The sequence below is a fragment of the Streptomyces sp. NPDC054866 genome (genome assembly GCF_053610745.1).
The window spans coordinates 22068-44310 of sequence record NZ_JBSGZA010000001.1; the positions used below are offsets into that span (position 1 = coordinate 22068).

The 22243-nt window shown below is 71.1% G+C and carries 18 protein-coding genes and 1 pseudogene; 10 read left to right on the forward strand and 9 right to left on the reverse strand.

The window, feature by feature from the left end; all coding sequences use genetic code 11:
• Positions 1 to 233: 233 nt before the first annotated feature.
• Positions 234 to 4934 carry an ATP-dependent helicase gene (locus ACWGI2_RS00085; RefSeq protein ID WP_453692657.1) on the reverse strand — a complete coding sequence of 1567 codons (4701 nt, stop codon included), beginning with the start codon at positions 4932 to 4934 and terminating at the stop codon, positions 234 to 236.
• A gap of 79 nt (positions 4935 to 5013) precedes the next feature.
• Between ACWGI2_RS00085 and ACWGI2_RS00090 the strand changes: the two are divergent.
• From ACWGI2_RS00090 to ACWGI2_RS00105, 4 genes and pseudogenes are all read left to right on the forward strand, one after another.
• A pseudogene (locus tag ACWGI2_RS00090) lies at positions 5014 to 5868 on the forward strand (AraC family transcriptional regulator); the annotation flags it as partial.
• A 35-nt stretch (positions 5869 to 5903) separates the two neighbouring features.
• Positions 5904 to 6713, forward strand: a complete 810-nt coding sequence (locus ACWGI2_RS00095; protein WP_453694608.1) for an AzlC family ABC transporter permease — start codon at positions 5904 to 5906, stop codon at positions 6711 to 6713.
• Positions 6710 to 7018 (forward strand): AzlD domain-containing protein, encoded by a 309-nt coding sequence (locus ACWGI2_RS00100; RefSeq protein WP_160507576.1) that lies wholly within the window; start codon positions 6710 to 6712, stop codon positions 7016 to 7018. The genes ACWGI2_RS00095 and ACWGI2_RS00100 overlap by 4 nt, the downstream gene beginning before the upstream one ends.
• Before the next feature lie 105 nt (positions 7019 to 7123).
• Complete coding sequence (locus ACWGI2_RS00105) at positions 7124 to 8323, forward strand: PucR family transcriptional regulator (protein ID WP_453692659.1); 1200 nt, start codon at positions 7124 to 7126, stop codon at positions 8321 to 8323.
• On the opposite strand, the gene ACWGI2_RS00110 is transcribed toward ACWGI2_RS00105, so the two are convergent.
• Positions 8294 to 9250, reverse strand: a complete 957-nt coding sequence (locus ACWGI2_RS00110) for a hypothetical protein (protein ID WP_453692661.1) — start codon at positions 9248 to 9250, stop codon at positions 8294 to 8296. The two genes, ACWGI2_RS00105 and ACWGI2_RS00110, sit on opposite strands and share 30 nt — an antisense overlap.
• Before the next feature lie 79 nt (positions 9251 to 9329).
• Between ACWGI2_RS00110 and ACWGI2_RS00115 the strand changes: the two genes are divergently transcribed.
• The 6 genes from ACWGI2_RS00115 (at position 9330) to ACWGI2_RS00140 (ending at position 16619) form a co-directional block, all read left to right on the forward strand.
• Positions 9330 to 9524 (forward strand): DUF3046 domain-containing protein, encoded by a 195-nt coding sequence (locus tag ACWGI2_RS00115; protein ID WP_160507579.1) that lies wholly within the window; start codon positions 9330 to 9332, stop codon positions 9522 to 9524.
• 144 nt (positions 9525 to 9668) lie between these two features.
• Positions 9669 to 10967 carry an AI-2E family transporter gene (locus ACWGI2_RS00120; RefSeq protein ID WP_453692663.1) on the forward strand — a complete coding sequence of 433 codons (1299 nt, stop codon included), beginning with the start codon at positions 9669 to 9671 and terminating at the stop codon, positions 10965 to 10967.
• Between the two features lie 261 nt (positions 10968 to 11228).
• Positions 11229 to 12359 carry a recombinase RecA gene (gene recA, locus ACWGI2_RS00125; RefSeq protein ID WP_453401686.1) on the forward strand — a complete coding sequence of 377 codons (1131 nt, stop codon included), beginning with the start codon at positions 11229 to 11231 and terminating at the stop codon, positions 12357 to 12359.
• A 3-nt stretch (positions 12360 to 12362) separates the two neighbouring features.
• Positions 12363 to 13112: a recombination regulator RecX gene (recX, locus tag ACWGI2_RS00130; protein ID WP_453692665.1), complete on the forward strand. Its 750-nt coding sequence runs from the start codon at positions 12363 to 12365 to the stop codon at positions 13110 to 13112.
• 211 nt (positions 13113 to 13323) lie between these two features.
• A complete protein-coding gene (locus ACWGI2_RS00135) occupies positions 13324 to 14079 on the forward strand; it encodes an ArsR/SmtB family transcription factor (RefSeq protein ID WP_453401684.1) in 756 nt (251 codons plus the stop codon).
• The gene (locus tag ACWGI2_RS00140) at positions 14076 to 16619 is read left to right on the forward strand and encodes an FtsX-like permease family protein (RefSeq protein WP_453692667.1); all 2544 of its coding nucleotides are present in this window, start codon (positions 14076 to 14078) and stop codon (positions 16617 to 16619) included. Before ACWGI2_RS00135 ends, ACWGI2_RS00140 begins: the two co-directional genes overlap by 4 nt.
• A gap of 6 nt (positions 16620 to 16625) precedes the next feature.
• Here the strand turns inward: ACWGI2_RS00140 and ACWGI2_RS00145 are convergent, their stop codons facing one another.
• From ACWGI2_RS00145 to ACWGI2_RS00175, 7 genes are all read right to left on the reverse strand, one after another.
• On the reverse strand, positions 16626 to 17081 hold the full coding sequence (locus ACWGI2_RS00145; RefSeq protein ID WP_453692669.1) for a rhodanese-like domain-containing protein: 456 nt from the start codon (positions 17079 to 17081) through the stop codon (positions 16626 to 16628).
• Positions 17078 to 17614, reverse strand: a complete 537-nt coding sequence (locus ACWGI2_RS00150; protein WP_453692671.1) for a cysteine dioxygenase — start codon at positions 17612 to 17614, stop codon at positions 17078 to 17080. Before ACWGI2_RS00150 ends, ACWGI2_RS00145 begins: the two co-directional genes overlap by 4 nt.
• Positions 17615 to 17686: 72 nt before the next feature.
• Entirely contained in the window at positions 17687 to 17773 is an 87-nt protein-coding gene (locus ACWGI2_RS00155) for a putative leader peptide (protein ID WP_311605579.1), read from the reverse strand.
• 43 nt (positions 17774 to 17816) lie between these two features.
• The gene (locus ACWGI2_RS00160) at positions 17817 to 19460 is read right to left on the reverse strand and encodes an FAD-dependent monooxygenase (RefSeq protein ID WP_453401680.1); all 1644 of its coding nucleotides are present in this window, start codon (positions 19458 to 19460) and stop codon (positions 17817 to 17819) included.
• 302 nt (positions 19461 to 19762) lie between these two features.
• Entirely contained in the window at positions 19763 to 20665 is a 903-nt protein-coding gene (locus ACWGI2_RS00165; protein ID WP_453401679.1) for an amino acid ABC transporter permease, read from the reverse strand.
• Positions 20662 to 21327: an ABC transporter permease subunit gene (locus ACWGI2_RS00170; RefSeq protein ID WP_160507588.1), complete on the reverse strand. Its 666-nt coding sequence runs from the start codon at positions 21325 to 21327 to the stop codon at positions 20662 to 20664. Before ACWGI2_RS00170 ends, ACWGI2_RS00165 begins: the two co-directional genes overlap by 4 nt.
• A 75-nt stretch (positions 21328 to 21402) precedes the next feature.
• Positions 21403 to 22242, reverse strand: coding sequence for a glutamate ABC transporter substrate-binding protein (locus tag ACWGI2_RS00175; protein WP_453401678.1), 840 nt, complete (start codon positions 22240 to 22242; stop codon positions 21403 to 21405).
• Between the last annotated feature and the right edge of the window lies 1 nt (position 22243).

Consider the following 22243-nt stretch of genomic DNA (forward strand, 5'->3'; position numbering starts at 1 on the left):
GGGCTGGTCGGTGGTCGCTTGGCCGGGCGGCGGGCGGGTGGCTCCCGTTGCCGTGTGGCTTGGGGGAGAGAGCCGGGTTGGGCTGCGTGTGCCTGGGGTTGGAGTGCCCCGGCGGCGTCACGCGCTTAGGAGTAGGCCCCGTGGGCAGGGCAGGCGCGGTCGGCCCATGGCCGAGTGGCCGGGCGGGGCCCTCGCGGGCGCGTCGCCGGGTGCCCCGCGGTGGCAGAGCGGCGTCACGCGCGTAGGCGTAGGCCCCGGGGGGTGGCGTGGAAGCCTGCTCCTTCCAGGAGAGGGGCGAAGGGGGAGGTCAGGGCGGAGCCGCCGTTGATGCGTTCGACCGTGACCGTGCCGAGTGAGCCCGCTCGGGCCGCGGCGGCGAGGGCTTCGGCGGCCGCGTGCAGCCGTGCGTCCTCGGTGGCCGGGGTGTCATCCTGCGGAGTCGAGGGCCAGGCCAGCAGGGTCTTGCCGCCGCGCTCCATGTAGAGGGTCAGTTCGCCGTCGACAAGGACGACCAGGGAGCCTGCCTTGCGGCCAGGCTTGTGCCCCGCGTCGGTGGGCGGATCGGGCCAGGGAAGCGCGGCTCCGTAAGCGTTGGCCGGGTCGGCGGCGGCCAGGACGATGGCCTGGGTTTCCGAGGGGCGCGGTGAGTAGTTCATGGCGGCCGGTGAACTGTCCGCGCGGTCACGTGCGTTCGCCGCCGCGCGCAGTCGGTCCACCGCGCCGTCCATGGCGAACTGGGCGGCGCCAAGCCCTTCGACCACGTAGCCGCGCCGCGCCTGGCCGCTGTCCTCGAAGGCGGACAGGACGCGGTACGTCGCCGAGAAGCCGCCCTCGACCCCCTCGGCCGCGACCGCCCCCCGGGTGACCACGCCGTGCCGGTCAAGGAGGGTGCGGGCCAGGGCGTGGGCGCGCAGGGTGGGGTCGGGCTCGTGGGCGGGGAGCAGCGACCAGCGGCCCGCCACGGTCGGCGGCCCCGTACGCGACGTGGGGCGGGCGGCGGCCGTCAGCGTGCCGTAGCGCCCGCGCGGGATGGTGCGCTTGGCGCGATGCGCCGTGGAGCCCGCGGTGCGGCCCGAGCCGAGGAGCGAGCGCATCGGGGCCAGCGTGTCGTTCGTGAGCCGTCCGGACCAGGCCAGGTCCCAGATCACGTCGGCCAGTTGGGGGTCGGAGGCCTCGGGGTGAGTCGTGGCACGGACCTGGTCGGCGATCTGCCGGAAGAACAGGCCGTACCCCCCGGAGAGGGTGCCAAGGACTGACTCGTGGAGTGCGGTGAGCTCCAGCGGGTGAGCTGGTGGCAGGAGCAGGGGCGCGGCATCGGCCAGATAGAGGGAGACCCAGCCGTCCTTGCCCGGCAGGGCGCCGGCCCCGGCCCACACCACCTCTCCCGCGGCGGTGAGTTCGTCGAGCATCGCCGGTGCGTAGCCGGACACGCGGGAGGGCAGGACGAGCTTCTCGAGAGCGGACGCCGGCACGGTCGCCCCCTGCAACTGCTCGATGGCGCGCACCAGTCCGTCCACGCCGCGCAGTCCGTGCCCGCTCAAGTTCTGCCACTGGGGCAGGAACTGGGCGAGCGCGGCGGGCGGCACCGGCTCAAGCTCATGCCGGAGGGCCGCGAGGGAGCGGCGCCGCAGGCGGCGCAGGACGGCCGCGTCACACCACTCCTGGCCGATGCCCGCCGGATGGAACTCTCCTTGTACGACACGACCGTTGGCGGCCAGGCGCTGCAGCGCGCCCTCGGTGACCGCGACGCCGAGGCCGAAACGGGCCGCCGCCGTCGCCGAGGTGAACGGGCCGTGCGTGCGTGCGTACCGCGCGACGAGGTCGCCCAGCGGGTCCTTGACGGGCTCCGTGAACGCCTCCGGGACGCCGACCGGCAGCGCGGTGCCCAGCGCGTCGCGCAGCCGGCCCGCGTCCTCGATCGCTGCCCAGTGGTCGGCCCCGGCGATGCGGACGCTGATCGCGCGGCGGGCGGATGCCAGCTCCTGCGCCCACTCCGGCTCGGCGCCGCGCTCGGCCAGCTCGGCTGCGGTGAGCGGCCCGAGGAGGCGCAGCAGGTCGGCGACGCCCTCGGCGTCCTTGACGCGGCGATCCTCCGTGCGCCACTGGAGCTCCTGCTCCAGTTCCGTGAGGACGTCCGCGTCGAGCAGCTCACGCAGCTCGGCCTGGCCCAGGAGCTCGGAGAGCAGCCGGGAGTCCAGGGAGAGGGCCGCCGCGCGCCGCTCGGCGAGCGGTGAGTCACCCTCGTACAGGAATTGCGCCACGTACCCGAACAGGAGGGAGCGGGCGAACGGGGACGGCTCGGGGGTGGTGACCTCGACGAGCCGGACCTTGCGGGACTCGATGTCGCCCATCAGTTCCGTGAGACCGGGGACGTCGAAGACGTCCTGGAGGCACTCCCTGACGGCTTCCAGGACGATGGGGAACGACCCGAACTCGCTGGCCACCTGGAGCAGTTGCGCGGCGCGCTGGCGCTGCTGCCACAGAGGCGTGCGCTTTCCGGGGCTGCGGCGCGGCAGCAGCAGCGCGCGGGCGGCGCACTCTCGGAAGCGCGAGGCGAACAGGGCCGAGCCGCCCACCTGGTCGGTGACGATCTGGTTGACCTCGCCCTTGTCGAAGGCGACGTCTCCCGCGCCTACGGGGGCCTGCTCGCTGTCGTACTCCAGAGGCCGGTCGGTGGGCTCCTGGTCGAGCAGGTCCAGGCTCATCAGGTCGGCGTCCGGCAGGCGCAGCACGATGCCGTCGTCGGCGTGCATGACCTGGGCGTCCATGCCGTACCGCTCGGTCAGCCTGGAGGCGAGGGCCAGGGCCCAGGGGGCGTGCACCTGCGCGCCGAACGGGGAGTGCACCACGACCCGCCAGTCGCCCAGTTCGTCGCGGAACCGCTCGACCACGATCGTGCGGTCGTCCGGGATGTGGCCGCAGGCTTCACGCTGCTCGGCGAGGTACGTCAGGACGTTGTCGGCGGCCCACTCGTCCAGGCCCGCGGCCAGCAGGCGCACGCGCGCGTCGTCGCGCGACAGGGAGCCGACCTCACGGAGGAACGCGCCCACCGCACGGCCCAGTTCGAGCGGCCGGCCCAGCTGGTCGCCCTTCCAGAAGGGGAGCCGCCCCGGGACACCGGGAGCGGGGGAGACCAGCACGCGATCGCGTGTGATGTCCTCGATGCGCCAGGAACTGGTGCCGAGCGTGAAGACATCGCCCACCCTGGACTCATAGACCATCTCTTCGTCGAGCTCTCCGACGCGGCCTCCGCCCTTCTTGGGGTCGGCGCCGGCGAGGAAGACCCCGAAGAGGCCGCGGTCGGGAATCGTGCCCCCGGAGGTGACCGCGAGACGCTGCGCCCCCGGCCGCCCGGTGACGGTGCCGGCGACTCGGTCCCAGACCACACGGGGGCGCAACTCCGCGAAGGCGTCCGAGGGATAGCGTCCCGCGAGCATGTCCAGGACGGCCGTGAACGCCGACTCCGGGAGCGAGGCGAAGGAGGCGGCCCTGCGGACCAGGGCCAGCAGGTCGTCGACCTGCCAGGTGTCCAGGGAGACCGTCGCGACGAGCTGCTGCGCAAGGACGTCCAAGGGGTTGGCCGGGATGCGCAGCGACTCGATGGAGCCGGTCCGCATCCGCTCGGTGACCACGGCGGCCTGCACCAGGTCGCCTCGGTACTTGGGGAAGACGACGCCGGTGGAGACCGCACCCACCTGGTGTCCCGCCCGGCCGACCCGCTGCAGGCCGGAGGCCACGGAGGGCGGTGACTCGACCTGGACCACCAGGTCGACCGCGCCCATGTCGATGCCCAGCTCCAGGCTGGACGTGGCGACGACGGCCGGCAGGCGGCCCGCCTTCAGGTCCTCCTCGACGAGCGCGCGCTGCTCCTTGGAGACCGAGCCGTGGTGGGCCCGGGCGAGGACCGGAGGAGCTCCCTTGGCAGCGCCCGACTCGGCCATCAGCTCCGCGGGGGAGTGGTCTTCGGGGAGGGGCTCTCCCGTCGCGCGTTCGTACGCGATTTCGTTGAGCCTGTTGCACAGGCGCTCCGCGAGACGGCGTGAGTTGGCGAACACGATCGTCGAGCGGTGTGCCTGGACGAGGTCGGTGATGCGCTCCTCGACATGCGGCCAGATCGAGGGGCGCTCCGCGCCTTGGTCGTTCTCGGCGACCGGCGAGCCTCCCAGCTCCCCGAGGTCCTCGACCGGCACGACCACGGAGAGGTCGAACTCCTTGCCGGACGGCGGCTGGACGATCTCCACCCTGCGCTGCGGGGACAGATAGCGCGCCACTTCGTCCACCGGACGGACGGTCGCCGACAGGCCGATGCGGCGGGCGGGCCGGGGCAGCAGCTCGTCGAGCCGCTCCAGGGAGAGGGCGAGATGGGCGCCGCGCTTGGTGCCCGCGACCGCGTGCACCTCGTCCAGGATCACCGTCTCGATGCCCGTCAGCGCGTCCCGCGCGGCGGAGGTGAGCATCAGGAAGAGCGACTCGGGGGTGGTGATCAGGATGTCCGGCGGGCGCGTGGCCAGGGAGCGGCGCTCGGCGGGCGGGGTGTCGCCCGAGCGGATACCGACCCGGACCTCGGGCTCGGGGAGCCCGAGGCGCACGGACTCCTGCCGGATGCCGGTCAGCGGGCTGCGCAGATTGCGCTCCACATCGACCGCGAGGGCCTTCAGCGGAGACACGTACAGCACGCGGCAGCGCTTCTTGGGGTCGGCGGGCGGCGGCGTCGAGGCCAGCTGGTCGAGGGCGGCGAGGAACGCGGCCAGCGTCTTGCCCGAGCCGGTGGGCGCGACGACCAGCACGTCCGAGCCCTCGCCGATGGCCTTCCACGCCCCGGCCTGCGCGGACGTGGGCGCGGAGAAAGCCCCCGTGAACCAGCTGCGGGTCGCGGGGGAGAACCCGTCGAGGGCGCCGGGGGCGCCGGGAGCACTGGATGCGGACCTGACCATGACCCCATCGTGCACCCCGCCACTGACAACGGCGCCGACCTGCGGAAAAGGGTTTGCGCGGCTGTCGCAGAATGGGGTCATGGCAGGTTCGGCTGAGCAGGCGCGGCACTGGCGGTACGCGGAGCTGCCCGGGGTCGACCTGCTGCGTGCCCACTACATCAGCAAGACGTTCGTGCGACACACCCACGAGCACTTCGTGATCGCCGCGATCGCCGAAGGCGTCGACGTCTTCCACCACGGCGGCGCCGATCAGCACGCGGGGCCGGGGACCCTGGCCCTGATCAACCCCGACACGCCCCACACGGGCCGGGCCGGTGCGCCCGAGGGCTGGCGGTACGCGGCCGTCTATCCGTCGCCGGAACTGGTCGCGGCCATCGCCGCGGAGACCACCACCATTCGGGGAGCCCCCGGCTTCATCCGTCCTGTGCTCGAGGACCAGTACGCCGTGACCCTCGTCCACCGGGTACTGCGAGCCGCCGAGGAGGGCAACGCGCTCGCCGCCGACACATTGCTGCGGGTGGCGGTGACCCGGCTGCTGCGGCTGAACGGCGGCCCCGTCCCGCAGCGTGCCGTGCGCACGGCCGGTGCCAGGACCGCGGCAGGCGCGCGTGCCGTCCTGGAGGAGCGGCTCGCGGACCCGCCGAGCCTGGAGCGGCTCGCCGCCGATCTCGGAGTCGGCCCCTTCGCCCTGCTGCGGGCCTTCCGGGACACGTACGGAATGCCTCCGCACGCCTGGCTCACCGACGCCCGTGTGCGCGCCGCACTGCGCCTCCTGGACACGGGAACGACACCCGCCGAAGCGGCCGTCGCCGTGGGCCTCACCGACCAGCCGCACCTGAACCGGCACTTCACGCGGATCGTCGGCGTGCCGCCCGGGGCGTACCAGCGTGAGCGCAAGAACGTACAAGACGGGGAATCGGACCTGCTCGTACCGTCCGGCGTGTGGCAGAACAGACGACACCCGCAGACATAACCCCGGGCCAGATCGAGCACGACGACCGGTCGATCGGCACACCGGAGAAACCCGACTCCGCCGTCGTCCGCGACGCCCTCGGCGTCGGGATCGCCGTCGGACTCTCCGGCTTCGCCTTCGGAGTGACCTCGGCGGGCAGCGGCCTCACCGTGCTCCAGACCTGCGCGCTCAGCCTGCTGGTCTTCACCGGGGCCTCGCAGTTCGCACTGGTCGGGGCGCTCGCGGGCGGCGGCAATCCGTTCACCGCGGCGGCGGGCGCCTTCTTCCTCGGCGTGCGCAACGCGTTCTACGGGCTGCGGCTCTCGCAGTTGCTGGCCCTCCCGCGCGCGGTGCGCCCGTTCGCCGCCCACTGGGTCATCGACGAGACCACCGCCGTCTCGCTCGCACAGCCGACACGACGCGCCGCCCGCATCGGCTTCACCGTCACCGGACTGAGCCTCTACCTGCTGTGGAACCTCACCACGCTCCTCGGGGCGCTCGGCGCCGAGGCCATCGGTGACACCGACAGGTGGGGGCTCGACGCCGCGGGACCGGCGGTCTTCCTCGCGCTGCTCGCGCCGATGCTACGGACGACTACGGAGCGGGCCGTGGCAGCGGTCGCGGTTCTCCTGGGGCTCGGCCTGCTGCCCGTGCTGCCCGCTGGAGTGCCGGTCCTGGTGGCCGCGCTCGCCGTGCCGGCGGTGCTCTACGTAGAGGGCCGCAAGGCATCCGCCAAGGGAGCCGCATGCCCTGACGGCGCCCAGAACGACGCCCACGCCCAGCACGACACCCAGGCCCAGAACGACAGCCAGAAGGAAGACCGTTGAACATCTGGATTGCGATCGGCGTGACCTTCGTCGGCTGTTACCTCGTGAAGCTCGCGGGCCTGCTGGTACCGGCGGGCGCCCTGGAACGCCCGCTCGTCAAGCGCATGGCCGCCCTGCTGCCCGTGGCGCTGCTGGCCGCGCTCACGGCCCAGCAGGCCTTCGCCGACGGGCGGGCCCTGGAACTGGACGCGAAGGCCCTGGGGCTCGCGGCGGCGGCCGTGGCGCTGCTGATGCGGGCCCCGTTCCTGGTCGTCATCGGGGCGGCCGTGGTAGTCACGGCGGGGGCGCGGGCGCTCATGGGCTGACCGCTGCCGCCATCCCCGTCGTCAGCAGCCAGCCGCAGCCAGCCCTGTTCCCGTGGGTAATGTGACGCGTCACAACCGCGGCCCGGCCCCTGGAGAGGAGACACCGTGGCCCTGTCCTCCGAGGCGAGATCCCTCGCGGCGCGCTGCGAGCCCAGGGTCAATGAGCTGGCCCGCAGGATGGCCCGTGAGTCGTTCGAGGAGCTGCCCGGCTACGCGGAGCTCCCCGACGATGTGAAGGACCTGGAGATAGCCGCGACCGCACGCCACGGAGTGCGCCTCTTCCTGCGCCACGTCTCCGATCGGCCCGGCAGCCACCGGCTCTTCCGCGAGCGGGCCGCGCAGCGCGCGGAAGAGGGCATGCCGCTGCACCTGCTGCTGCGGACGCACGCTCTGGGGGTCTACGTCCTGTGGCAGGCGCTGCGCGACGTGGCCCGCCCCGGCGAGGATGCGGCCCTGGTCGAGCTCGTGGACGTGCTGCTGCAGTCCCACCCCGCCATCGTCGGGACCGTGGCCGAGACCTACCTGGACGAGCGATCCGCCCTGGAAGCCGAGCAGCGCGCCCAGCGCAGGTCCCTGGTCCGCGGTCTGCTCGACGGCATGGTGCCGCCCGGTCACCTACTCCTCGACCAACTGGGTCTGACCGGGCCCGTGCTCGTTCTGGCGGTCGGCTTCGACGGGGCGTCGGCCGAGGGCCCCGTAGCGGTACGGCGGCGGCTGCGGCGCGTGCAGACCGCCCTGGACCACGCCTTCGAGGTGGAGGTGCTCGCCCTCCTGGAGGCCGACGGCGGACGGGTCATCGTGCCCCAGCAGTGCCGGCCGCCCGAAGACCTGCCGCGCCGCCTCAGCAAGGCCTGCGACCTTCCCGTACGCGTGGCCGCCGTGGACGCCGCCGGACCCGAGGCCGTGACCGACGCGGCGCGGACCGCGACGGAGATACTGCGCATCACGCGCGCGTGCGGCATGCCTCCGGGACTGCACCGCATGGAGGACGTGCTCCTCGAGTACCACCTCTCCCGCCGCAACGAGAGCAGCCACCTCATCTCCGCCCTGCTCGACCCGGTCGCCGACCGCCCCGAGCTCTTGGAGACGCTGCGTACCCACCTCGGCCATCAACAGGAGCGCAGGGCGACCGCCGCCGCTCTCGGCCTGCACCCCAACACCGTCGACAACCGCCTCGCGAAGATCGGCGAACGCACCGGCATCGACCTGTCGGCGCCGCGCGGCACGGCACTCGCCATCGCGGCGCTGCTCCTGAGAGAGGCCGAGGAGCCCCCGTCAGGCAATGGACCGGCCGTACGCCCGTAGGGTGCGCAGCGCCTCGATGGTGACGATCGGGCGTGCTTCGAGGGTGCTGGCCTGTGCCCACTGCCGCCATCGGATCGGCCAGCCGCCGTCCTCCTGCTGCTCCCGCTCCAGGAAGTCCAGGGAGAGCGCCATCTCCTCGTCGGTGAACCACGCGCGCGCGAGCGACTCGGGGGCCTTCGCGTAGTCGTGCGGGAAGTGATGCTCACCCGGTGCGTAGCCCGGCGCCACGGGATACGCGTCCAGCCGCTCGGGGTCGAGCGCCACGAGGTTCTGCTCCCGCGCGATCCTGCCGAGCCGGTCGGCTGCCGCCTCCGCGCGCGGGCGGTCGGGTGCCCCGTCCAGGAAGGCGACGGCCGCCTCGATCTCGTACGGATGGGACTTCTCCAGGGACTCCACCGCGGCCCAGCAGAAGTCGGTGGCCCTGAACAGCCAGGCGTGCCACACCTCGTTGCGGTGCAACAGGCCCACTACGGGGCCGGTGGCGAGGAGTTCGCTGGGGGGATCGTCCAGCACGGGCACGAACGGAGCCGAGGGGTAGCCGCGTTGGCTGGGATGGATCGCCGGAAGGGCACCGTCGGACGTCGACACCGACGTCAGGTAGCGGCACACGCGCTCCACCCGCTGCCCGCCGCAGCGTCGGATCGAGTCCAGGACGCGCAGCGCGTGTCCGGCGTGCAGGGGCTGGCTGACAGGGCCGCGCAGATCCGGTTCGAGCGCGTATCCGTACCCCCCGTCCGCGGTGTCGTACGCGGCCAGGGCGGTCTCGACCGCGTCGGCCGACGGGCCGGCTCCGGCGCCGCCCGTGCCGCTCAGGAAGTGGTACGCGAACCGCCGCTGCTCGAGGACGCGCGCGGTGAGCCAGACGAAGTGCTCGGCGCGTGCGACCGGCGAGTGCGCGGCGTGCGGGGATGCTCCGGTTTCGGCCATGCACAGACCGTAGGCCGGAAAGCGCCTTCGGTAAGCCCCCTGCGTCCGGCTGCACTCTCAAGGGAGCGATACTGAGGGCATGCGGTTGACGGTTTTCTGGGAGCGGATGGCGGACCACTTCGGACAGGGGTACGCCGACTCGTTCGCTCGCGATCACGTGATGGCCGAGCTCGGCGGGCGCACGGTGCATCAGGCACTTGACGCGGGCTGGGACGCCAAGGACGTCTGGCGCGCCGTGTGCGCGGCCATGGACGTGCCTGCCGAAAGGCGCTGACCGCCGGACGCGGCACGACGCATTCAGACGCAGCCGGACACAGTCGGACACTTCGCCGTCCTCCCGCCCCCGTCCCGAGCGCCGTCGAGCGCGAAGACGTGGGGGCGGCGGCCGAATGTCGGTGGCGTGGGCGAGACTGGCCCCGTGGCATCGACAGACGAGACCGCGCAGGTCACTCAGGACGTAGCTCCGCTCGGCACGACGCCGCCGGCCCAGCCCCCGAACGGGGCGGAGACCGGGCGGGCCGCCAGCATGCCGCGCTGGCTGCCGCGTGCCATGGTGCTCGCCCTCGCGCTCATCGCCTGTTTCCAGCTGGGCAGTTGGGCCTTCCACCAGCTGACCGGGCTGTTGATCAACGTCCTGATCGCGTTCTTCCTGGCGCTCGCGGTAGAGCCCGCGGTGAGCTGGATGGCCGCGCGCGGACTGCGCAGGGGCTTCGCCACCTTCCTGGTCTTCCTCGGTGTCCTGATCGTGGGCGCCGGCTTCATCACGCTCATGGGGTCGATGCTCGCGGGCCAGATCGTGGACATGGTCGAGGACTTCCCCGAGTACCTCGACGATGTCATCAGCTGGATCAACCAGACGTTCCACACGGAGCTCTCCCGGGTCGAGATCCAGGACAGCCTGGTCCACTCGGACTGGCTGCAGAAGTACGTGCAGAACAGCGCCAGCGGCGTCCTGGACGTGTCGGCGCAGGTCCTCGGGGGTCTCTTCCAGCTCCTGACGGTCCTGCTGTTCTCGTTCTACTTCGCGGCCGACGGCCCGCGGCTGCGGCGTGCGCTCTGCTCGGTGCTTCCGCCCGCCCGCCAGGCGGAAGTGCTCCGCGCCTGGGAGATCGCGGTCGACAAGACCGGCGGCTATATCTACTCGCGCGGTCTGATGGCGCTGATCTCCGGAGTCGCGCACTACGTCCTGCTGCAGGTCCTCAGCGTGCCGTACGCGCCCGTGCTCGCGGTGTGGGTCGGTCTTGTCTCACAGTTCATCCCCACCATCGGCACGTATCTGGCGGGCGCGCTGCCGATGCTGATCGCCTTCACGGTCGACCCCTGGTTCGCGCTGTGGGTGCTGCTCTTCGTCGTGGTCTACCAGCAGTTCGAGAACTACGTCCTGCAGCCCAAGCTCACCGCCAAGAGCGTGGACATCCACCCGGCGGTCGCCTTCGGGTCGGTCATCGCGGGCACGGCGCTCCTCGGAGCGGTCGGCGCCCTGATCTCCATCCCGGCGATCGCGACCCTGCAGGCCTTCCTGGGGGCGTACGTGAAGCGGTACGACGTCACGGACGACCCGCGTGTCCACGGACACCGGCGCAAGGGCGGAGTATCCGTCCTCACGCGCGTGAGGCGCGCTCTGCGGGGGCCGAACCGGCCGGGGGCGGCGTCGGAGGCCGAGGTCGCGGCGGAGGAGGCTTCGGGTCAGGAGCCAGGCTCGGGCGAGCGCCGGTAAGCACCCTCCAGACCTCCGCCGAAGTCTCGGTGGGAGCCGCGTGGTGCGCTTGACACCAAAATCGAACATCCATTCTTATGGGTTGCCTGGCGGCGTTTTCCCGGGGTTTTCGCGGGGGGATCCCTGGGGCTCCGGCGGTTTTCGGCGGGGCGATCGCCTCGAGTTATCCACAGGCCGGACGGGCGTCGGGGCGGATTGTCAGTGGCAGGCGCTAGCGTCATTGACGTGAAGCGATCGACACAAGCAAATCGGGTGGAACCCATGGCAGGAACCGACCGCGAGAAGGCGCTCGAAGCCGCGCTCGCACAGATTGAACGGCAATTCGGCAAGGGCGCAGTGATGCGCATGGGCGAGCGGCCGAACGACCCCATCGAGGTCATCCCCACCGGGTCGACCGCGCTCGACGTCGCGCTCGGCGTCGGCGGCATCCCGCGCGGCCGTGTGGTGGAGGTGTACGGACCGGAATCCTCCGGTAAGACGACGCTGACGCTGCACGCCGTGGCGAACGCACAGCGCGCAGGCGGCGCCGTCGCCTTCGTGGACGCCGAGCACGCACTCGACCCCGAGTACGCGAAGAAGCTGGGCGTCGACATCGACAACCTGATCCTGTCCCAGCCGGACAACGGCGAGCAGGCTCTGGAGATCGTCGACATGCTGGTCCGCTCCGGCGCGCTCGACCTGATCGTCATCGACTCCGTCGCGGCCCTGGTGCCGCGCGCGGAGATCGAGGGTGAGATGGGCGACTCGCACGTGGGTCTGCAGGCCCGCCTGATGAGCCAGGCACTCCGGAAGATCACCAGCGCGCTCAACCAGTCCAAGACCACCGCGATCTTCATCAACCAGCTCCGCGAGAAGATCGGCGTGATGTTCGGCTCGCCGGAGACCACGACCGGTGGCCGCGCGCTGAAGTTCTACGCCTCGGTGCGGCTCGACATCCGCCGGATCGAGACCCTGAAGGACGGCACGGACGCGGTCGGCAACCGCACCCGCGTCAAGGTCGTCAAGAACAAGGTCGCGCCGCCCTTCAAGCAGGCCGAGTTCGACATCCTCTACGGCCAGGGCATCAGCCGCGAGGGCGGCCTGATCGACATGGGCGTGGAGAACGGCTTCGTCCGCAAGGCAGGCGCCTGGTACACGTACGAGGGTGACCAGCTCGGCCAGGGCAAGGAGAACGCCCGTAACTTCCTGAAGGACAACCCCGACCTCGCCAACGAGATCGAGCGGAAGATCAAGGAGAAGCTGGGCGTCGGCGTGAAGCCGAAGGAGGACGACCCGAAGGCCGAGGAGCCCGGCAAGGACGCCGCGGGCGCGACCGCCGAGGACGCTGCCAAGACGGTGCCCGCCCCGGCGACCAAGGCCACCAAGCCCAAGGCCGCCGCGGCCAAGAGCTGATCCATGACGCGGCGCACGGACTGGGCGGACCAGATCACTCCCGAGCACCACACCGACCCCGCGGGCCGAGGCCTCGCGGACGGTGCGGATCAGGGCGGCGCCGACCAGGAGGGCGACGGCACCGGCTTCCGCGGGGGCGGCGGCCGGAGGGGGCGCCGACGGCGTGGCGGCTTCGGTGAAGGCCAGGGCGGCGGTTCACAGGACAGCGGTCCCCCTTCCTCGTCGAGGGCCGAGAAGGGGGAGCCGCCGCCGACGGATCCGGCCGAGAAGGCGCGGGCGATCTGTCTGCGGCTGCTCACCGGGACCCCGCGCACGCGCAAACAGCTGGCGGACGCGCTGCGCAAGCGGGACATCCCGGAGGACGTGGCGGAGGAAGTGCTGACCCGCTTCGAAGAGGTCGGCCTGATCAACGACGGTGCCTTCGCGGGCGCGTGGGTGGAGTCCCGGCACCACGGCAGGGGACTCGCCCGACGGGCGCTCGCGCAGGAGCTGCGTACGAAGGGCGTGGACGCCACGCTGATCGAGGAGGCCGTCGGACAGCTCGACTCGGAGCAGGAGGAGGCGACGGCACGCGAGCTCGTCGCTCGCAAGCTCCGTGCCACGCGGGGCCTCGACCGCGACAAACGGCTGCGCCGCCTCGCGGGCATGCTCGCCCGCAAGGGCTACTCGGAAGGCCTGGCGCTCCGGATCGTCCGGCAGGCCATCGAGGAAGAGGGCGAGGACGCGGGGGACTTGGAGTACGACGGGGACTGAGACGACCAGGGCTCTCGCGGGGGTGGGGCCCAGGTCAGGGCCGGGCAGCGCGGTGCGAACCGCGGCCCGGCCCTTTCGCGTTCTTCGGGGGCCGTCCCCCAACTCCCCTCCTCTGCCCGCGAGCTCTGTCCGCGAGGTGGGGCTAACCCCCCACTGAAGACGCCGGTCCACCGCACTGCAAAGGAACCTGTGCACAGACGACTGTGTACGCATGGCAAAGGAACCCGGCACGACCGGCGCCCCGGGGCACTCCACCGGCGGCGCCCCGGAGGACTCCACCGACGGCGTCCCCGAGGACTCCACCGACAGCGCTCCGGAGGAGCTGAGCGACCTCCGTGTTCTCAAGGCGCTCGCACAACCCCGACGTCAGCAGATGTTGCAGCACCTCACCGTGCACGGCCCGGCCACCTCCGCGACCCTCGCCAGGGCGCTCGGCCTCAATACCGGGGCCACCAGCTACCACCTGCGCGAGCTCGCCCGCTACGGCTTCGTCGAGGAGACCGCGGGCACGGGACACGGCACGGGCCGCGGCACCGGCCACGGCCGCGAACGCTGGTGGCGAGCGATCCCCGGCGACCGGCGGTTCCCGCCACGCAGCAAGCAGAACGCCGAGACGCGGCTAGTCATGGACGAGTTGAACCACCTCTCGTACGCCGCCGACCTGAAGCTCTTCGAGCAGCTGCAACGAGACGCCGGCGACACCGAAGCCATCGGCGCCGAACTCGGTGAGTGGGCCGACGCGTTTCCGTACTCCCGCGGCACCATCCGGCTGACGCTCCCCGAACTCCACGAGTTCTTCGAGGAGTACATCGCCCTGCTCAACCGCTACAAGCGCCCCGACGCCGAGACCCCGGCCGACGCCCGCACCGTACTCACCCGGCTCCTGGCCTTCCCCGCACCCACCGCCGTTCCCCCGCCCGCCCCCTCTGACTTCCCTTCCTCCTCCGAGCCCGAGGCGACCTCATGATGCTGCGCTACGCACTGCAGACAGTCCGCGACCGCAAGGGCGGATTCCTCGGCGCCTTTCTGGCACTGATGTGCGCCGCCGCGCTCATCACGGCATGCGGCACTCTCCTGGAGACCGGTCTGCGGGGCACCATCAAGACCGAGCGCTACGCCGCCGCTCCCGTGATCGTCTCCGCCGACCAGAACGTCCACCAGACCACCGTCAAGCACAAGAAGGGCAAGACCAAGGTCAAGCACAAGGCCAAGCCGATCGCCGAGCGGGCCTGGCTTTCGGACGACATCGCGCACAAGCTCACGGGCGTCCCTGGCGTCGGCGAAGTCATACCCGAACTCACGTTCCTCGCAGCGCCGTTGACCCCCGCAGCCGGTGACCTCACCGACAAGCCCGCGTACGGCCACGCCTGGGAGTCGGCCGAGCTGACTCCCTTCCGCCTCGTCGAGGGCAAGGCCCCGCGCGTACCCGGTGACCTCGTCATCGACCGCGGCCTCGCCGGGCGCGCCCACCTCAAGACCGGCGACCGCCTCACCGTCCAGTCGACCCAGGCCCCGCGCTCCTACCGCATCACCGGGGTAGCGGCCCCCTCCGAAGGCGCCCTCGCCCACCAGACGTCCCTCTTCTTCTCCACCGGAGAGGCCGAGCGGCTCGCGGCGCACCCCGGCAAGATCACCACCCTCGGCGTCGTACCGGCCGAGGGCACCGGGACGGGAGAGCTCAAGAAGGCGGTCACCAAGGCCCTCGCCGGTACGAAGGCACAGGTCAGCACCGGCGACGACCGTGGCCCCGTGGAGTTCCTCGACGCGGCGGGCGCCCGCATCAAGCTGGTCAGCATGGGCGGTGCGATGGGCGGCACCTCCCTCCTCGTCGCCGTCCTCGTGGTCGTCGGCACCTTCGCCCTTTCCGTGCAGCAGCGCCACCGCGAACTCGCCCTACTCCGCGCCATCGCCGCCACCCCGAAGCAGATCCGGGGGCTCCTCAGCCGCGAGGCCCTGGTCGTCGGAGCGGCCGCGGGCATCATCGGTTCGCTCGCCGGAATCCCGCTCGGTGGCTGGCTGCACGGCAGGTTCGTGGACATGGGCGCCGCCCCCGCCACCCTTGAGCGGACCGTGAGCGTCTTCCCGCTCTTCGCCGCCGTGGCCGCGACGCTGCTCGGAGCCTGGGCCGCAGCTCGCCTCTCGGCCCGCCGCATCGCCCGTATCCGCCCGGCCGAGGCACTGGCCGAAGCACGTGTCGAGCGCACCCGGCCGCCGTGGAGCCGCATCGTCGCGGGGCTCATCCTCCTCGCCGGAGGGGCCGTGCTCGTCGCCGTGCTCAGCGTGCTGCGCACCGAGCCCGCGTCGACCCCCGTGACGTTCCTGACCGTGGTGATCCTCTCCTCCGCCATCGCGCTCCTAGGCCCGCTCGTGGTCAGGGCGGCGGCTGCCGTGCTCCGCGTCCCGCTGCGGCTCTCCGGCCCCGGTGGCCGTCTCGCGCACGCCAACCTCCGTGGCAACGCGGCCCGGATGGCGGCAGCCGTCACCCCGCTCGCCCTCCTCACCGGCATGACCTGCACCGTCCTGTTCGTCCAGCCCACCCTCGGCGACGCTGCCCGCACACAGGCCCGCGAGGGCATCCGCGCCGACTGGGTCCTGGCGGCCCAGGGCCCTGGCGTCCCGGCCGAGGCCGCGCGGAAGCTGCGTACGACCGAGGGCGTCGAGGCCGCCACGGAGATCGTCCGCACCACCGTGCGCGTCGGACTCGACAAGTACCCGGCGCAGGGCGTCAGTACGGCCGGGCTCACCCGCACCTGGGACCCGGACGTGACCGCCGGATCCCTGAAGGGCTTCGGCAGGGCAAGCGTCGCTGTCAGCGAACTGGCCGCCGACCAGCTCGACTTGCAGCCCGGCAGCACCCTGAAGCTCACGCTAGGCGACGGCACGAAGACCACGCTCAAGGTCAGCGCCGTGTACGCGCGCGGGCTCGGGTTCGGGGATCTGACCATGGCGCACGACCTGGTCGCCCGCCACGTCGACAACCCGCTCGCCACCACGGTCCTGATCAAGAGCGACCGTACACAGGAACAACTCGCGGCAGGTGTCGCGAAGTTCCCGGGCGTGCGGGTTCTCTCCCCGGCTGCCGTCGACAACCTCCAGGCCGAGCGCCGGCAGGCGAACGCCGAGGTGAACTACCTGGCCATGGGCCTCATCCTGGCCTTCACCGCGATCGCCGTCGTCAACACCCTCGCCATGTCGGTCTCCGAGCGCATCCGTGAGTTCGCGATGCTGCGTCTCGCGGGCGCGAGCCGCCGCCAGGTCCTGGGCATGCTGCGCACCGAGGCGCTGTCCGTCCTGTTCATCGGCACGGCGCTCGGCAGCGGTATCGCGCTCGCCGTCCTGACCGCCTTCAGCGTCGGCATGACAGGCAGCGCCGCACCGTCGATCACTCCGTTGGTGTACGTCTCCGTGGTGGCCGTCGCGGCTCTTCTCGCCCTCACCGCGACCGCGCTCCCGGGCCGCGCCGCCCTCAAGCCCCGCCCCGTCACGGTGGCGACGGCCAAGGAGTGAGCGTGCTCAGCCTGAGTCGGGAAGGGCTGCGGTGACCGGGAGCCCTGCGGTGACAGGGAGTCCTGCGGCCTTCCACGCCTGGAACCCGCCGATGAGGTCGGTCGCGTGCCGCAGCCCCAACTGCCGCAAGGAGACGGCCGCGAGACTCGACGCGTAGCCCTCGTTGCAGATCACGACGACCCGCAGGTCGTGGCCTACGGCCTCCGCGGCACGGTGGCTGCCCTGCGGGTCCAGGCGCCACTCCAGTTCGTTGCGCTCGACGACCAGGGCCCCGGGGATCAGGCCGTCGCGCTCGCGCAGGGCGGCGTACCGGATGTCGACCAGAAGTCCGCCCGCGGCCGCGGTGTCACGCGCCTCCTCCGGAGTCATCCGGTCGAGGTCGAGCCGCACACGCTCCAGCAACTCGTCGATACCGACGGGACGTTCGTCCGCGGGGTGCTCCTCTACGGGGTGCTCACTCACTGCCAGTCCTCCGGGCGCTCCACGGACTCCAGGCGCAGGACGGCGCCCGTACGGCTGTAGCGGCGGATGCGCGGCAGCGGCGGGTAGTAGGCGTGCACGGAGATGGCGTGCTCGCTCGTGGACTCGTTCAGTACTTCATGCACGTGGTTCTGGCCGAAGGCCCTCCCCTTGCCGGCCGTCAACTCCCGCTCACGGTCCACCCCTTCGGACAGCTCCAGGGTCTTCCAGCCGTCGGTGGGCAGCCGGGCGGCGAGCGAGTTCTCCTTGAGGGTGCCGGCAGCGGTGAGGAAGGCGCCGACCGACTCCGCGTGGTCGTGCCAGCCGGTGCCGGTGCCCGGCGGCCAGCCGATCAGCCAGGCCTCACTGCCACCGGGCCCTTCGAGGCGCACCCAGGTGCGGCCCTCGGGGTCGAGCGGCAGTGAGGCGATGAGCTCGGGGTCGGCGGCGCTACGGCGTACGAAGTTGAGGAGTTCGGCGGCGGTGGGCGCGGACACAGCCGTGGAGGCGGGCGCGGTGGAGACAGGGGCAGACACGGGTACCGTCCTGGAAGTTCGCGGAAGCGCGCGCCACGAAGAGGGAAACGCGCAAGAGAGAAGAGGGCGAATTCAGCAGGACGGACGACACACGCAGCCCGCATAGCGGACGAGGTCCATATGGACCCTCCGCCACAGGCGCACATCGGTGTCGGTCACGTTTCGGAGTAGACCATGACGCTGCGTGCCGGTCAACTCCTTCTCACTGTGTGGTCGGCCGGCTCACGGCGGCCGTGCTCTCGGCCTTCTCCGTAGTCTTCGCGCTGTCCGTACGCCGCTTCGGAGCGGCTCCGCCGAGGGCTGCCTCGGCCGCCGTATACAGCTCGGCGGGGCGCACCCCGCCGAGTGCGGTGACCAAGTGACCGTCGGGGCGGATGAGCAGCACGGAGTGCGCGGGGGCTCCTGGGTAACTCTCCGCTACGAGGAGTTCCGCCGGGTGCGGCAGCGCCGTGACGGCGGCGGCGAGCCGGGGCATGATCCCGGCCGTCACCCAGTGCCGCCGTTCCCACACCACCGTGCCGGGCGCGACAAGGACGACGAGCAGCTGTCCCACGCCGAGCCGGTCGCGCAGTCGCACGAAGGACCCGTCGGGCGCCGTCACCGGTACGTCGGCCACGGGCGCGCCCGGCTCGGTGCCCACGGTCACCTCGGACTCGGAAAGCGGGGGCGCCAGTGGCGAGTCCGCGTACGACGCGGGCGCGCCGAGGGGACCGCGTCCCACATGACCGTCGGTGAGGAGCGCGTCATGACCGCGCGCGGACCCCGGCACGTAGGAGCGCAGGCCTTTGCCGCCCCGCAGTATCGGCAGCGACTGGTCGGCGGCGCGCAGGCGCGCGGCGACACTGGCCCGCCGCTCGGTCTGATAGCTGTCGAGCAGGGCGTCGTGCGCGCCGTGGTGCCAGGCAATGGCCAGCTTCCAGGCGAGGTTGTCCGCGTCCCGCAGCCCTTCGTCGAGCCCTTGCGTACCGAGCGCGCCGAGCAGATGCGCGGCGTCGCCCGCGAGGAAGCAACGGCCGACCCGCCACCGGCGGGCCAGACGGTGGTGGACGGTGTGCACGCCCGTGTCGAGCAGTTCGTACGGCGGCGTGGAGCCGCCGCACCAGCCCGCGAGGGTTTCGCGGATGCGCACCACGAGGGCGTCGGGCGTCACGAGCTCGCCGCGTGGCGGCAGCAGCCAGTCGAGCCGCCACACTCCGCCGGCGAGCGGACGGCCCGTCACCTCTGCGCCTCCGTGGCGCCACGGAGGCATCCGATGCAACAACGCCTCGCCGGGCCCCGGAAGTTCCGTGCGCAGAGCGGCCACGGCGTGTCGCTCGACAGCCGTACGCCCAGGGAAGCGGACGTCGAGGAGCTTGCGCACGGTCGAGCGCGGCCCGTCGCAGCCCGCCAGATAACTGCCGCGCCACCAGGTGTCCTTGGGCCCGCGCGTGTGAGCGGTCAGCCCGCCCGCGTCCTGCTCGATGGAGTCGAGTTTGCTCTCCACGGCGACCTTGACGAGAGACTCCTCGGCGATGGCAGCGCGCAGGGCGCCGGTCAGCACGTGCTGGGGCACATGCAGCGGGGCCGGCACCTCATCACTGAACGTGAGCTCCCGCATCAGCTGCTTGCGCCGCAGGGACCGCCAGCCGCTCCACCGCGCGCCCGACTCCTGGTCACCGAACGAGTGACCGGCGAGCCGCTCCATGAGGGCCGCGGTGTCATCCCGCAGGATGACAGTCCGCGCGGGCCGCTGCTCGTCCTTGCCGGGCCCTTCGTCGAGTACGACGGTGGGTACGGAGTGTCGCGCGAGAGCCAGGGCGAGCGTGAGCCCCACGGGACCCGCGCCGACGACGATCACCGGGTCCACGGCGCGTGGCCTCCCACCGCAAGGGCCCGGGAGCGCTGGACGTACGTACAGGAACTGGCAGTTGGAGCCCGGTGCACGATCACAGAACGTATGCAACCCACCGCTGCTGCCTGCGTCAAGTTGCCATGGGGCTGTTGCGGCGTGAGGGTGAGGGCGCGCTGAGCGGGAAGATGCCCGGAACGCGGTGGGGGCTGCCGTCCCACTCAGGACAGCAGCCCCCACCAGTACCGCTTGCAGTGCGGTCGATCACCGCACTGCCCAGTCGGTTCGGGATTCTTGCATCGCGTCAGCGTCCGGGCTGATCAAACCCCGCCCAATTGGTTGCCTCCGTCTCCGGTGGCCGCGGTCCCGTTGACCGCCGCCACGGGAACCACTGCCCCCGTCGACTTCTTGCCGCGCCGCAGCCTGCCTTCGAGCCAGGAAGCGAACGTCGTCAGCGCGAAGTTGATGGCGATGTAGATGAGGGCGACGATGGTGAAGCTGGCGATGGTGTTCGCACCGTACGCGGCACTCATCGGCCGGACCGATGCCAGCAGCTCCGAGAAGGTGAGCAGCGCGCCGCCGAGCGCGGTGTCCTTCACGATGACCACCAGCTGGCTGACGATCGCGGGCAGCATGGCGGTGACCGACTGCGGGAGCAGCACGGACCGCATGACCTGTCCCTTGCGCATGCCGATGGCCATGGCGGCTTCGGACTGCCCCTTGGGCAGGGACAGGATGCCCGCCCGCACGATCTCCGCGAGAACCGACGCGTTGTAGAGCACCAGGCCGGTGACGACGGCGTAGAGCGGGCGGTCTTCCGAGCTGATATCCGTGAACTCGGAGTACGCCGCGTCGGCGAAGAGCATCAGGATCAGCACCGGGATCGCGCGGAAGAACTCCACGACGCCGCCGGCCGGCAGGCGAATCGCCAGGTGGTCGGAGAGCCGGGAGATACCGAAGAACGCACCCAGCGGGAGAGCGATCAGCATGGCGAACGCCGCGGCCGTGAGGGTGTTCTCGAGCCCCGGCCAAATGTACGTCTCCCAGGCCCGGACATCAGTGAAGAAGGGCTTCCACTTCACCCAGTCGAGCTGGTTCTTCTCGTCCAGCTTGGCGTACACCCAATAGACCACGGCAGCCAGAGCGGCCAGGAAAACTATCGAGTACAGAATGTTCCGCCGCTTGGCGCGGGGCCCCGGAGCGTCGTACAGAACGGAAGTCATCGCTTCACCGCCACCTTCTTGCTCACCCAGCCGAGGATCAGACCGGTGGGAAGGGTGAGGCACATGAATCCGAATGCGAAGATGGACGCGATCAGGAGCAGTTGGGCCTCGTTCTCGATCATCTCCTTCATGAGGAGTGCGGCCTCGGCGACACCGATCGCGGCGGCGACCGTCGTGTTCTTGGTCAGCGCGATCAATACGTTGGCCAGCGGTGCCACGACCGAGCGGAACGCCTGCGGAAGAATGATCAGGGTCAATACCTGAGTGAAACTCAGGCCCAGAGCGCGTGCCGCCTCGGCCTGGCCGACGGGCACGGTGTTGATGCCGGACCGCAGCGCCTCACAGACGAATGCGGACGTGTACAGAATGAAGCCGAGTACGGCGAGCCGGAAATTGGTGGTCTCGAATTCATTCGAACCCATGTTGATGCTCAGGGTCTGGAACAGACCCAGTGACGTGAAGACGATGATCACGGTCAGGGGGGTGTTCCGCACCACGTTCACGTACGCGGTGCCGAAACCTCGCATGAGTGGCACCGGGCTGACCCGCATACCGGCCAGCATGGTTCCCCATATAAGGGAGCCGACGGCGGAGAGCGCGGCGAGTTTCACCGTCACCCAGAAGGCCGCCAACAAGTCGTAGTCTTCAAGAAAGTCGAACACGATCTCCCGCGCTTCCGCGTGTGGGGAGGGCGAGGCGCGCCGCCCGGATGGACGGCGCGCCAATCAAGCCCTGCTTCACTTGACGATGTCGCCGATCTTCGGGGCGGGCTCGTTCTTGTAGTTGGCCGGACCGAAGTTCTCCTTGACGGCCTTGTCCCACGCACCGTCCTTGACCATCTTGGTCAGCGCGTCGTTGATCTTCTTCTTGAGGTCGGCGTCGCCCTTCTTGAGGCCGATGCCGTAGTTCTCGTTGGTCATCTTGAAACCGGCGAGCTTGAACTTGCCCTGGAACTCCTTCTGCGCGGCGTAGCCCGCGAGGATGGAGTCGTCCGTCGTCAGGGCGTCAATGGCCTTGTTCTCCACGCCGGTCAGGCACTCGGAGTAGCCGCCGTATTCCTGCAGCTGAGCCTTCGGAGCCAGGTCCTTCTTGACGTTCTGCGCCGACGTCGAGCCGGTCACGGAACAGAGCTTCTTGTTGTTCAGGTCCTTCGGCGACTTGATGGACTTGTCGTCGGCGCGGACCAGGATGTCCTGGTGGGCGAGCAGGTAGGGGCCGGCGAAGTCGACCTTCTCCGCGCGCTCGTCGTTGATCGAGTAGGACGCCGCGATGAAGTCGACGTCTCCACGCGAGATCATGTTCTCGCGCTCGGCGCTCTTGGCTTCTTTCCACTCGATGTCGTCGGCCTTGTAGCCGAGCTCCTTGGCGACGTACGTCGCGACGTCGACGTCGAAGCCCTTGTACTCGCCGTCCGGCGTCTTCTGGCCGACACCCGGCTGGTCGAACTTGATGCCGATGGTGATCTTCTTGCCACCACCGGAACCCTTGTCGTCCTTGTCGTCCGAACCGCAGGCGGTGGCGGTGACGGAGAGCGCGAGTACGGCAGCGGCAGCCGCGGTGACCTTGCGAGCCTTCATG